12 protein-coding genes and 1 other RNA gene are annotated in these 12,262 nt (G+C 59.4%); 9 read left to right on the forward strand and 4 right to left on the reverse strand.

Annotation, left to right across the window (positions count from 1 at the left end; translation table 11 throughout):
- Positions 1-35: 35 nt before the first annotated feature.
- A complete protein-coding gene (locus tag ABJZ52_RS10635; protein ID WP_348188063.1) occupies positions 36-4,103 on the forward strand; it encodes an AsmA-like C-terminal region-containing protein in 4,068 nt (1,355 codons plus the stop codon).
- A 16-nt stretch (positions 4,104-4,119) separates the two neighbouring features.
- Here the strand turns inward: ABJZ52_RS10635 and ABJZ52_RS10640 are convergent, their stop codons facing one another.
- The 4 genes from ABJZ52_RS10640 to ssrA form a co-directional block, all read right to left on the reverse strand.
- Positions 4,120-4,332 (reverse strand): ribbon-helix-helix domain-containing protein, encoded by a 213-nt coding sequence (locus tag ABJZ52_RS10640; protein WP_348188065.1) that lies wholly within the window; start codon positions 4,330-4,332, stop codon positions 4,120-4,122.
- Between the two features lie 2 nt (positions 4,333-4,334).
- Entirely contained in the window at positions 4,335-4,556 is a 222-nt protein-coding gene (locus ABJZ52_RS10645) for a DUF4169 family protein (RefSeq protein ID WP_348188068.1), read from the reverse strand.
- A 22-nt stretch (positions 4,557-4,578) separates the two neighbouring features.
- Positions 4,579-5,151 carry an SspB family protein gene (locus tag ABJZ52_RS10650; RefSeq protein WP_348188071.1) on the reverse strand — a complete coding sequence of 191 codons (573 nt, stop codon included), beginning with the start codon at positions 5,149-5,151 and terminating at the stop codon, positions 4,579-4,581.
- A 192-nt stretch (positions 5,152-5,343) separates the two neighbouring features.
- Positions 5,344-5,712, reverse strand: a transfer-messenger RNA (tmRNA) gene (gene ssrA / locus ABJZ52_RS10655).
- A 191-nt stretch (positions 5,713-5,903) separates the two neighbouring features.
- Here ssrA and ABJZ52_RS10660 point away from each other — a divergent pair.
- From ABJZ52_RS10660 to ABJZ52_RS10695, 8 genes are all read left to right on the forward strand, one after another.
- Positions 5,904-6,698, forward strand: coding sequence for a thymidylate synthase (locus ABJZ52_RS10660; RefSeq protein WP_348188074.1), 795 nt, complete (start codon positions 5,904-5,906; stop codon positions 6,696-6,698).
- A 33-nt stretch (positions 6,699-6,731) separates the two neighbouring features.
- Positions 6,732-7,628 carry a DMT family transporter gene (locus ABJZ52_RS10665; RefSeq protein WP_348188076.1) on the forward strand — a complete coding sequence of 299 codons (897 nt, stop codon included), beginning with the start codon at positions 6,732-6,734 and terminating at the stop codon, positions 7,626-7,628.
- A gap of 22 nt (positions 7,629-7,650) precedes the next feature.
- Positions 7,651-8,163 (forward strand): dihydrofolate reductase, encoded by a 513-nt coding sequence (locus tag ABJZ52_RS10670; RefSeq protein ID WP_348188079.1) that lies wholly within the window; start codon positions 7,651-7,653, stop codon positions 8,161-8,163.
- Between the two features lie 145 nt (positions 8,164-8,308).
- Entirely contained in the window at positions 8,309-9,154 is an 846-nt protein-coding gene (locus tag ABJZ52_RS10675; protein WP_348188081.1) for a universal stress protein, read from the forward strand.
- A 38-nt stretch (positions 9,155-9,192) separates the two neighbouring features.
- A complete protein-coding gene (locus tag ABJZ52_RS10680) occupies positions 9,193-9,699 on the forward strand; it encodes a GNAT family N-acetyltransferase (protein ID WP_348188084.1) in 507 nt (168 codons plus the stop codon).
- Positions 9,700-9,943: 244 nt separating this feature from the next.
- Positions 9,944-11,140 carry an FtsH protease activity modulator HflK gene (gene hflK / locus ABJZ52_RS10685; RefSeq protein ID WP_348188086.1) on the forward strand — a complete coding sequence of 399 codons (1,197 nt, stop codon included), beginning with the start codon at positions 9,944-9,946 and terminating at the stop codon, positions 11,138-11,140.
- On the forward strand, positions 11,140-12,057 hold the full coding sequence (gene hflC, locus ABJZ52_RS10690; RefSeq protein ID WP_348188089.1) for a protease modulator HflC: 918 nt from the start codon (positions 11,140-11,142) through the stop codon (positions 12,055-12,057). Before hflK ends, hflC begins: the two co-directional genes overlap by 1 nt.
- Complete coding sequence (locus ABJZ52_RS10695) at positions 12,054-12,239, forward strand: DUF2065 domain-containing protein (RefSeq protein ID WP_348188092.1); 186 nt, start codon at positions 12,054-12,056, stop codon at positions 12,237-12,239. The genes hflC and ABJZ52_RS10695 overlap by 4 nt, the downstream gene beginning before the upstream one ends.
- Positions 12,240-12,262: the final 23 nt, after the last annotated feature.

Raw genomic sequence — 12,262 nt, forward strand, 5'->3', positions numbered from 1 at the left:
GATGACACCCACATGAACGTTGGTCCGGTGGCATAATGTCGACCGGACACATTTGGAGAATTGATCTGAATTCGGTCTACATAACAGTTGGGGTTGCGATTATTCTGGTGCTGATTACGGCACTGGTCGGGCCTTTCTTTGTCGACTGGACTGTCTATCGCTCGACCTTCGAGACCTACGCGGAACGTGCTCTTGGCCACAAGGTCACGGTGTTGGGCGAAGCCGACATGACGCTGCTGCCCTCGCCAACGGTGACTTTTTCCGATGTGCGGGTAGGTGAGGCGGAAGATCCGCTGCTGGTTGTCTCACGGTTTCAGATGCGTGTTGAACTGCCGCCCTTGCTCAAGGGTGAGGTCCGGGTGCTCGAGATGGAGCTTGAACGCCCGCATCTCAGCCTGTCCCTGGACGAGGACGGTCGCCTTGACTGGCTGACCGGAATGAAGGGCGGAGGCGCCCTTGCAGAGCTTGCTGATGACGACATCGCCTTTGACAGCATCACTGTTGTTGATGGGGCCGTGTCGCTTGTCGATGCGCGTTCCGGCGAAACCCATGTGGTCGACCACGGGAACCTTCAGGTTAGCGCCAGAACGCTTGCCGGCCCGTTCAAGGTGGACGGAAGCCTCGATTACGGCGGGGAGGCCTATTCGCTGCGCGTTGCCACGGGCAAGCAACAGGAAGATGGTTCGATCCGTCTCAAGGGATCGATCACGCCGACAATGGCTCCGGTCGAGCTGTCGGTCGATGGAACGCTGAACCACATCGAAGAGTCGCCGGTTTACGACGGCAAATTCGATCTCGTCGCGATCGTTCCGGAGGAGGAGGCTGATCGAAGCTGGCGGGCGACCGGCGAATTCAATGCAGCTGTGAGCGGGGTGGACATCCCGGCCTTTCAGTATCGTTTCGGCCCGGAAGACCGACTGCTTGGCCTCGATGGTCAAGGCAAAGTGGTGTTTAATGGCGCGCGCAGGTTTGAAGTGCGCGCAAGAGCCAAACAGCTGGACCTTGACCGGCTCTACGGCGGCGGGCCTCAGGCTCCTGTTGGCCTGACGGAGGCCGGCAGCGCCTTGATCGGGGCCCTGAAATCCTTGCCCGTGCCGGATATGGACGGTGTGATCGCGCTCGACGTGCCGGCGGTGGTGGTTGGCGGTGGTCTGGCCCAGGACGTGCGCCTCGATCTTGAGACCATGACCGGTGGCTGGCGCATTGCACGCTTGTCGGGGCGTGCTCCGGGCCGCACCACGATAACGACCCAGGGCGATCTCGTCGTTTCCGAAACGCCGACCTATCGTGGAAATCTCTCCATCAACTCGGATCAGCCCGGCGCCTTTGCGGCCTGGTGGCAGCAGAATGACAGCGGCAGCAGCTCAATCCAGCCGGTCGCGATCGAAGGGCATCTGAATGTGGTTCCAGATGGTGCAGCGCTCGATAACCTGCGGCTGACGCTTGCCGGATCAGAAGCGACGGGCGGTTTGTCCTATCGCAAGCCACGCCAGGGCAACGCCATCTTCTCGCTCAGCCTTGATGCGGACACGCTTGACCTTGATGAGCTTGAGAAACTGGCCGGCCTGTTCGACCGGTCAGAGGCCGGTCTGTCGGATCTGGATGTCACGCTTCGCATGCGCGCCAAGCAGGTCAGCGTGCGCGATGTTGCGGGCAAGGGACTGTCGCTGGAAGCTGAGTATTCCGGCTCCGGACTGCGGGTCGACCGGCTGTATGCGGAAGATCTTGCAGGTGCCGAGATCGACGTTTCCGGACGGATCGACGACCTTCTCACTGCGCCTGTCGGTGACCTGTCTGGAACAATGGATGCGCGGGATCTGACCGGAGTCGTCGCCCTGCTGCGCGGTGCGTTCCCGGACAACCCGGTTATCGAACGCTTGGAAGAGGCGTCCGACTATCTGGTGCCTGCGAGGTTTGAGGCGGACCTTAAAGCGGCAGCTGCCGGTGACAGCAGCGATCTGACGTTTGTTCTGGACGGCATTGCGGGCGGGGTGGATGCGAGGCTGAGCAGCAGTTTCAAGGGCCGGATGGACGATTGGCACAGCGCAGATGTTGATGTTGGTCTGGAGCTGGCTGGCCCTGACGGCGGTCAGATTCTTCGGCAACTGGGCTTCGAAATACTGCCTGTCGACGATCTCGGTCTTGGTTACATCAAGCTTTCGGCGAAAGGCCATCCTGAAGACGGGCTTGAGGTTGATGTCGAGGCGACTGCGGGCGCTGCAACTCTGACGGCAGACGGCGAGTTGCGTCTGGAAGCTGATGAGGCGCCGAGCTATCGTCTGGATGTGGCGACAAGTGTACCTGATCTTGCCCCGTTCGCCTTGCTTGGTGGCCGGATCATGCCGGTCATGGCAGGCGATATCGAGGTCGATCTTCGCTTCAATCTCTCCGGTACAGGCAGTGAAATTACGGTTTCCGATCTTGGTGGGACCGTTGCTGGTGTGCCGATCGATGGCACGCTCCAGGGTGATCTGACGCCAACAACGGGTGAAAGCAATCGGCGCCTGAAAGGCTCGCTCTATGTGGGTAGTCTTGATCTCAGGTTCCTGTCCGAGGCTGTTCTTGGTCCCGATCAGTGGTTTTCTGCCGGTGACGGGTCCAGCATCTGGCCAACCGTGTCCTTTGGCCGTCCGTTGTTCACAGACACGGATCTGACGCTTGATCTGCGCACGGATACGCTTGCGATCGGCGGTGAGCAGGTGATTGAGGGCGCGCGCAGCGAATTGCGCATGACGCCCACGATGCTGCGTCTTGACGGACTGTCCGGCAGCTATGGCGGCGGCTCACTCTCGGGCGCTCTGGCGTTTCGAAGGTCGGGAGCCGAAGGCTCGGTCTCCGGACGTCTCAAACTCGACGATGCGGTGCTTCAATCTCTCGTCTGGGAACGCGAGGGACGCGCGGTCGCGACCGGCGATCTCGATCTCGTTCTCGATTTCGAAGGCGCGGGCCGGTCTATCGCGGCGATGGTTTCCGGTCTGACCGGCGGCGGAACATTCTCCGTTGCCAAGGGCGAGTTGCGCGGGATCAATCCCCAGGCGTTCGGTCTGGTGATCCGTGCGGCGGATGCCGGTCTCGATCTGCGCGACGAGAAAATCCGTGAGGTCTTTCTCAGTCACATGGCAGCTGGCAGCCTCGATTTTGACGAGATGGAGGGAGCGATCACGCTGGTCGGCGGGCGGGCGACTGCACGCAATGTTGTGGTCGACAGTTCTGCAGCGGAGGTCTTCGGGTCTGCGGAAGTCGATTTCAACACCTGGGAACTCGACAGCGACTTTTCACTGACCGTGGATGCGGGCGAAAATGCCGTGACCGGAGCAGAGCCACAGGTTGGAATGCTCTTCTCCGGACCTTTGGAGGCTCCCGAGCGTAGCGTCGATATTACGCCTTTCACCGCCTATCTGACGCTGCGGGCTTTCGAGCAGGAGGTTGAGCGGGTCGAAAAGCTGCAGGCTGAAATTCTGGAGCGCGACCGGCTTCTGCGCGAGTTGAAGCGCCAGAAGGAGCAAGCTGCGCGGCGTCAGCGCGAAGCCGAGGAAGAGGCAGCTCGCGCTGCTGCAGAAGCGGAAGAGGCAGCCCTGCGCGAGGCTGAGCGCCTGAAACAGGAAGCTGAGGCAGCTGCTGCCGAAGCCGAAGCCTCTCGCGTGGAGACGGCGCCCGTACCTGCTGCCCCCGGGCCAGCTGCCAACGACCTGCCTGCCAATGACAATTCAGCTGCAGATGGTCCTGCCAACGACAATGCGGCGGCGGCGCCCGATGGTGACCGGAGCTCGGTTGCCCCGTTGAACCCTGCCGATTTTGCCGACCAGATCCGTTCCGTCATCAACGCGCCGGGCTCCGATGGCGGCGTGTCACAGGACCAGAGTTCGGAAAGCACCGGCTCCCTGCCACCTCTCGAAGCGCCTCAGTCGGTTGAAGACCTTCTGGCGCGTGAGATCGGGCTGCCGCCAAGCGTGCTTGAGGACGGGCCGCTGGAGCTTGCGCCAGAGCCGGCGCCGCCCTCCACAAGCCGTGTTCAGCCGCAGCGACAGCAGCCGGCGGCACCGGCACAGCCGCGGTATCGCACCTTGCCGAACGGGCTGGTGGTCGAAATTCCGGCGAACTAATGGTTTTCGGACGGCTTTAGTGGTTTTGGACGTAGGCCAAGGCGTAAATGCGAACGGATGACGAGAGCGCATCGTCCGTATCCCGGTTGTCATCGATCTCAGCAATGAGGGCTGCCAGGGAGAGATTGCGATCTCGGACCGCCTGATCGATCACCGCCCAGAATTCCGGTTCAAGCGCGAGGCTCGTGCGGTGGCCATGAAGGGCGAGTGAGCGCTTGGTCAACGCCATGCTCAGTCGCCGTCTTTCGGGTCTTTGGTGCTGCCCGAAGGTGCCTCTCTGCCGCGCTGGTGTCCGTCAAGCCGGGCAGAGGTCAGGGCTTCGCTCTTCCGGGAAAGCTGCTTGTCCGCCTTTGAACGACCAAAGGTCGTCCGGTTTTCGGCAGCTTGTTTCTCCCGTTCGGATCTGGCTTTTTTCTTGCGCGCCTGCCGCAGATTGACGATGTCGGCGCTCATGACCGGCGTCCCTGACTGGTGCTCAGGTCTTCTTGCGGAAGGCGTCGAGGGAAACAACTTCTCCGCCGCCGTCTGCTGCAGGAGCCTTGTCGCCGCTGTCGTCCTTGTCAGCAGAGGCAGCTTCCGCGCCGTCCTGCACGGGCGATACACCCTCTGACGTCACATCCTCGGCAAGCTTTTCAGCCTTCGCCAGTTCCTCGACTGCCTCGAGAAGCTCTTCCGGCAGTTCTTCAGCGGTCTTGCCCGGATCGAACTCGAGCGCAAACTGGACTGACGGATCGAAGAAGCCCTTGATGGCGCTGTAGGGCACCAACAGTTTTTCTGCGACGCCGCCGAAGGACAGGCCAACCTCAAACGCATGCTCGCCGATCGCCAGATCCCAGAACTGGTGCTGCATGACGATGGTCATTTCCTGCGGATAGCGCTCCTTAAGGCGGCTGGAAATGCGCACACCAGGTGCTGTCGTGTCGAAGGCGATGTAGAAATGATGCTCTCCGGGAAGACCCGTGCGGCCGACTTCGGCGAGGATCTTTTTGACCGCGCCACGCAGCGCGTCCTGGATGAGGATATCGTATCGGAGGAGGTCTTCGGCCATCTTCTCTTCGTCAAAACTTGTCGGAATCGCGGATTTGCTGCCAAGCACCTTGACGGCTGGAGCGGCAAAAGGAAAGTACCCAAATGGCCGAGCCGGAAAGATTTCCCGAGTTTGTCCTTGTATGGACAACAGAAATCCGGTGCAGAACTGACGTTTGTGAGCGGTTCCTGTGCTGGGCAAGTGGGAGAATGAAGTGGAGGCTTCTGTTGCCAGGTGCCTCCGAACCCCGCCTTACGGTGCTAACCACAAGGACTTAAATGGACTACCGGTACTGCGTTACGCAGCAACAGCCATGTCCGAAGCAGTGTTGTCATTTGCAACTACTGATATGGTCCGATATCGGTGGTACCATGCCGAGCAAAAGCGCAGTCTTTACACCCTCGTCGATCCTATTTCGCCCCCGCCGAAGCGCACCAGATGGCTCACTTGCCGTGGTGCGCTTGGGTGGAGGCGCCGGGTACCGCCCCCGGGTCCGATAGGCTTATTGCACTGACCATTTATCGCCATAGCTGGAAAACCAGCACTCCTGATATAGTCTTATGTCGCGGAAATTAAAAGGGGTATGGCCTTAAAAGCGGGGTGTCATGGCGTTTTTCCGGGGATCTCGTGCGCAGGTCAGATGCCGGGAAGAGCAGGGGACAGAGGCGCTGAAACCGACCCATGGGCCTTGCAAATCGTCGTGCTTGGCTGCGACATAGACCCAGGATCAAAAGGCTGCAGACCTGCGGCAGGAAAACCTCGGGACGGACGACGTGGATCAATATCTCACCCTCATGCGGACCATTTTGGACACCGGCGTTGATCGGGGGGATCGCACCGGAACCGGGACGCGGTCTGTCTTTGGTCACCAGATGCGGTTTGACCTGTCTGAAGGGTTTCCACTGGTCACGACCAAGAAGCTGCATCTGCGATCGATCATTCACGAACTGCTCTGGTTTCTCGCCGGCGACACCAACATCGGCTATCTGAAGAACAATGGCGTCAAGATCTGGGACGATTGGGCCGACGAAAATGGCGAACTTGGTCCGGTCTACGGCTATCAGTGGCGCTCATGGCCCGCGGGGGATGGTCAGTCGATTGATCAGATCAGCAATCTGCTTCGGATGATCCGGGAAACGCCGGAAAGCCGCCGTCTGATCGTATCAGCCTGGAATCCGGCTCTGGTGGATGAGATGGCGCTGCCGCCCTGTCATGCGCTGTTCCAGTTCTATGTGGCTGACGGGAAACTTTCCTGTCAGCTCTATCAGCGCTCGGCCGATGTCTTTCTTGGTGTGCCCTTCAACATTGCGTCCTATGCGCTCCTGACCATGATGGTGGCGCAAGTGACCGGTCTGAAGCCGGGTGACTTCGTGCATACGCTTGGAGATGCGCATCTGTACGCCAATCACTTCGATCAGGCCCGCGAACAGCTAACGCGCGAACCGCGCGCCTTGCCGACCATGACACTCAACCCGGACGTGAGTGATCTCTTCTCGTTCAAATATGACGACTTCACACTCTCGGGTTACGACCCGCATCCGCATATTTCTGCGCCAATTGCTGTTTGACGGCGGTCTGTGAAACCTTCGACTGGACATTCGGTGAGCCTTCCCGAAAACATACAAACTGACCGGGGCGGAAACCTTTTGGGAAGCCTGTGGATGATTGGCGCCATGGCGGCGTTCGCGCTGGAGGATGCTTTCCTGAAGGGGGCTGCCGCCGAGCTGCCCGTCGCCGAAATCCTGCTCCTGATGGGAGGCTGTGGAGCGTTTGTATTTGCTGTGCTCGCACGTTTTAGAGGCGAGCGTTTGGCCAATCGCGATGTGACTTCGCCGCCAATGCTGATCCGCTTCGTGTTCGAGTTCGTCGGCCGGCTTTTCTATGTCCTCGCATTGGCTCTGGCACCGCTGTCCACGGCCACCGCGATCTTGCAGGCAACGCCGATAGTTGTTGTCCTCGGTGCTGCCCTGATTTTCGGCGAGACTGTCGGTTGGCGCCGCTGGACAGCCATTCTGGTCGGCCTGATCGGGGTGATGATTGTCCTGCGTCCGGGCGCCGAGGCGTTCTCGACCTTGTCGATCCTGGCCGTTGTGGGAATGCTGGGCTTTGCCGGACGCGATCTTGCCAGCCGGGCGGCTCCAGCCTCCATCAGCACCAATGTTCTGGGGTTCTACGGCTTCGTGACCATTGCGGCGGCGGGAGGTGTTTTTCATCTGTGGGAGGGGCGAGCGCTTTTGATGCCAAGCCCTGCTGCCGGTCTGTCGCTGCTGGCGGTCGTGACCGCCGGTGTTATGGCCTATAGTGCCTTGATGAAGGCGATGCGCACCGGGCAGGTTTCGGCTGTCACACCCTTCCGCTATTCCCGCCTCCTGTTTGGCGTCGGATTGGGTGTTTTCATCTTTGAGGAAAAGCTTGATGTCTGGATGGTGGCGGGCTGCACCCTGATCGTTGCATCGGGTTTGTTTATTCTTTGGCGCGGTGCCCGCAAGGCTGCGTAGCCTGGACAAGACTGGAGGCTGAATGCCTGACATCATGATGATCGCCGCCGTGGCGCGCAACGGGATCATCGGGGCTGACAATGACATGCCCTGGAAGATCTCCTCGGATCTCAAGCACTTCAAGGCACTGACGCTTGGCAAGCCGATGATCATGGGGCGCAGGACCTTCCAGTCCCTGCCGGGCTTGCTGCCAGGCCGTCCGCACATCGTCATCACGCGAGACGCGGGCTTTGACGCCGAGGGCGCGGACGTTGTGCCATCGCTGGAGGCTGCTGTTGAGTTGGCCGAGATGAAGGCGGGTGAACTGGGCGTGGATCAGATCGCCATCATTGGTGGCGGGCAGATTTACAAGCTGGCGATGGATATGGCCGAGCAACTCGAGATCACGGAAGTTCAGGCCGAGCCAGGTGGCGACACGCATTTCCCGCCGATCGATCTCTCAATCTGGGAAGAGGTGTCACGGGCTGCGGGCGACAGAACCGAACGGGACAGTGCCGATTTCGATTTCGTCTCCTACCGTCGCAGGGCTTCCTAGGCATTGGCCCTTGGGCAAGGAAGTATGCGTCGTTGCTTGAGGCGATTTGAGATAGAACAAGCATCTGCTTTTCCCGCGATGCTAGGGTCTGCGTCCTGGCGTGTGTATGCCAGCTGCTGACATTTTTGTTGAACGGGAGTTTCACATGTCCTTCAAAACGATATTGGCGGTTGCCGAGTTCACCGAGGATGTGAAAAGCCGGCTCCAAAGCGCTGTCGACCTCGCCAGGACTCAAGACGCGCATCTTGCCGTGCTGCTCGTTGGCGAAGTGCCGAGCCTTCCCTTTTATGGTTATGGCGGCGCGGGCTACACCAAGGTCTGGATGGAAGAAGGCGAGGAGCGCGTTGCGGCGTTGAAGGCGCTGCAGGAAGACGTCGATGCTGCGTTGGCAAAGGAAGGGATTTCCTTCGACGTTCGGGCTCATCAGGCCATTGTTGCGCGGGAAGACAATCTGGTCGCGCGCCACGCGATCTATTCGGATCTGGCGGTGATCCTCCGCTCGGGTGACGGTGAATTGAACACTGTGGAGCGCCAGGCCATCGATGGCGCCCTTTTCGACAGCGGCCGCCCCCTGCTTTTTCTGCCGAAACCTGACGTGCCGCAAACGGTCGGGCAGAACATTCTTGTGGCCTGGAATTCCAGAGCGGAAGCCGCCGAGGCGTTGTCAGATGCCATGCCGTTTCTGCTCGGCGCTGACAAGGTAACGCTTTTGCTGGTGGACCCGGTGTCAGGGCCTGATGATCACGGTAAAAGCCCGGGCGCGGACATGGCGCTTGTTCTCGCCCGTCATGATGTCGAGGTCGAAGTCAGGCAGGTCTCTACCAATGGCAGTACAATTGCCGAGGTTCTGAACCGGGAAGCAAAGACGCTGGGCGCCGATCTGATCGTCATGGGGGCCCGTGGTCATTCGCGCATGCGCCAGACAATACTTGGCGGCACAACACGGGAAATGCTTGAAGAGACTGCGTGCCCGCTGTTTCTTGCGCATTGACGAGAACGACCATCAAACAAGCTGATTCAGGACCTTTCATGACCATCACAAACGCTACCGCCAAGGATCCGGAGGACCTTGAAGGGGTCTGGTTTGCATTCGATGACCTGAGCGGCCGTGACGTCCATGACCTTATGAAATTGCGTCAGGATGTCTTTGTGGTTGAGCAGGAGTGCGCTTTTCCGGAAATCGACGGTCAGGATCCGGATGCTCTGCACTATGTTCTGAGGGACCGGGCAACTGGAGACCTGGCCGGTGCGCTTCGGGTGTTTCTGGCCGATGCCGACAACGCTGGCGACGATGAGGCAAGCCGGATCGGCCGTGTCGTGATCGCGCCCTCACACAGGGGGCTGGGTCTTGGGCGAAACCTTATGCAGGTTGCTCTTGATAAATGCCGTTCCGCGGTGCCTGGGGCACCCGTGAACCTGTCTGCTCAGGCGCATCTTGAGGACTTTTACACCAGCTTTGGTTTTGCACGTATTTCGGAGAATTACCTTGAGGATGGTATCTGGCATCTGGATATGAGGTGTGAGGCAGGCTCATAGAGCAAAACAGCTGTGTAAATGCGCCATTTCAGCCCTTGAAAGCTTGGTTTGCCCGTCCCACCTGCAAAGTGAGAAATTCTGCAGTTTTTCGGGAGGTTGATTGCAGGCTCGGCGTTGAAAGCCATCGGTAACCTCCCTATAACCTGCGGTGAGTCAGAACAGGCAAACTGTAACCCCGGCGGATTGTGGGCGGCGATCACTCGTATGCGCAAGAGAACCGGGACCTTGGAAAAAGGAAGTCTTGATGCCTTGGAACAATCAGTCAGGCGGCGGCGGTCCCTGGAAGGGTGGCGGCAATAACGGCGGCCCATGGGGCGGCGGTGGCGGCGGAAACAACGGCGGTCCGTGGGGCGGTGGTGGTCCCAACAGGGGTGGTGGCAATCAGCCGCCGGACCTGGAAGAGCTGCTGAAGCGTACGCAGGACCGCATGAAAAACGTCCTTCCGGGCGGTGGTAGTGGCGGCGGCCTTGGTATCCTTGGCGTTCTGCTGGTGATTGCCGTGGTTGGCGTTGTCTGGATGTTCACCGGTCTTTACCGCGTGGATCAGGGCGAAGTCGGCGTCGAGCTGGTGCTCGGCAAGGTCACGGACCAGACCGCTCCGGGTCTGAACTACAACTGGCCTTATCCGATCGGCGAAGTTTACAAGCCGCAGGTCGAACGTCAGCGCGAGCTTACCGTTGGTGTGGAAGAAATCATCCGCGGCAGCTCGGTCTCGACGCGTGATGTGCCTCAGGAAAGCCTGATGCTGACCGGTGATGAAAACATCGTCGATGTCGGCTTCAAGGTTCAGTGGCGTATCAAGAACACCCGCGAAGGCATCGCAAATTATCTGTTCAACATCCAGAACCCTGAAGGGACGGTGAAAGCCGTTGCCGAGAGCGCCATGCGCGAGGTTGTCGGGGAATCGAACATCGATGCGATCCTGACCGAAAACCGGGTATCGATTCAGAACAGTGTTGATGAATTGATGCAGACCACTCTGGACACCTACAAGGCCGGTATCGAGATTACCGAAGTTCAGATGCAGAAGGTGGATCCTCCCCAGCAGGTGATCGACTCCTTCCGTGACGTTCAGGCGGCCCGTGCCGACCAGGAGCGTATTCAGAACGAAGCGCAGTCCTATGCCAACCGGGTTGTTCCTGAAGCACGCGGTGAAGCTGCACGTGTCACAGAAGCGGCGAACGCCTATCGCGACCAGACCGTTGCCGAGGCAACCGGTCAGTCCCAGCGCTTCACGCAGGTCTATGAGCAGTACAAGAATGCACCTGATGTGACGCGTGAGCGTCTCTATCTGGAAACGCTTGAGCGGGTTCTTGGATCGAACAACAAGATCATCATCGACAGCAAGTCATCCGGTCAGGGCGTTCTGCCTTACCTGCCGCTCAATGAGCTGACCTCGCGCGGTGCCGCGCAGTCCGGCCGTACCGGAGGGAGCCAGTAATGCGTAGTGGTATTCTTGCCGTATTCCTCGCGATCGTGGCCATCGGCCTCTATGCGTGTGTGTTCATTGTCAATCCGACCCAGCAGGCTCTCGTCCTGACATTCGGTAAGATCGACAAGGTCGTGACCGAGCCAGGCCTGAACTTCAAGCTGCCGGCTCCGTTCCAGAATGTCGTTTATCTCGACAAGCGCATTCTTGACCTGAACATGCCTCCGGTCGAAGCAATTGCTTCTGACAAGAAGCGTCTGGTGGTTGATGCATTCGCCCGCTACCGCATTTCTGATCCGGTGCTGTTCTTCCAGCGTGTGAACAACATTCGTGAAGCTAACCAGCGTTTGTCGACGTTCCTGCAGTCTTCTCTGCGCTCGGAACTCGCCAAGGCGTCCTTTACGGCTGTCGTGCGTGACAATCGTTCGGGCCTGATGGAAAACATCCGTCGTGATGTCAGCAACAGTGCATCGGAACTCGGTATCGAGGTTGTTGACGTGAAGATCCGCCGTGCGGATCTGCCGGAAGCCAACTCCCAGGCGATTTTCTCGCGTATGCAGACAGAACGTCAGCGTGAAGCCACAGAGCTACGCGCTCAGGGTGAGGAACAGGCTCGCCGCATTCGCTCGCGTGCTGATCGTGATGCAACGGTTCTTGTCGCTGAAGCCAAGCGTGATGCGGAAATCACGCGCGGTATCGGTGATGCGGAGCGGAACAAGATCTTCGCTGACGCCTATAGCGTTGATCCTGACTTCTTTGCTTTCTACCGGTCGATGCAGGCCTATGAAACCGGTCTGCGCCAGGGTGATACCAGCCTGGTTCTGTCTCCCGATTCCAGCTTCTTCCGTTATTTCAACGATCCGTTGGGTGTCGGTGGAAACGCGGATTCCGATGCTGGTGTGCGCTCGCAGGCTCCTGCCGCGCAATGAACGACCTGATCGTGGCCCTTGGCCTGGTGCTGGCACTGGAGGGAACCCTCTACGCGCTGGCACCGGGCGGAATGAAGTCCATGATGCAGTCCGCTCTGCAAACGCCTGACCAGACTCTCAGAATTGCCGGACTTGTCGCTCTGGCACTTGGTGTGGTTCTGGTGTGGGTCGTGCGGGGATAAGCTCTGCTGGTAACGCAAATGTG

This window comes from Roseibium sp. (assembly GCF_039982295.1).
Taxonomy (GTDB): Bacteria; Pseudomonadota; Alphaproteobacteria; order Rhizobiales; family Stappiaceae; genus Roseibium.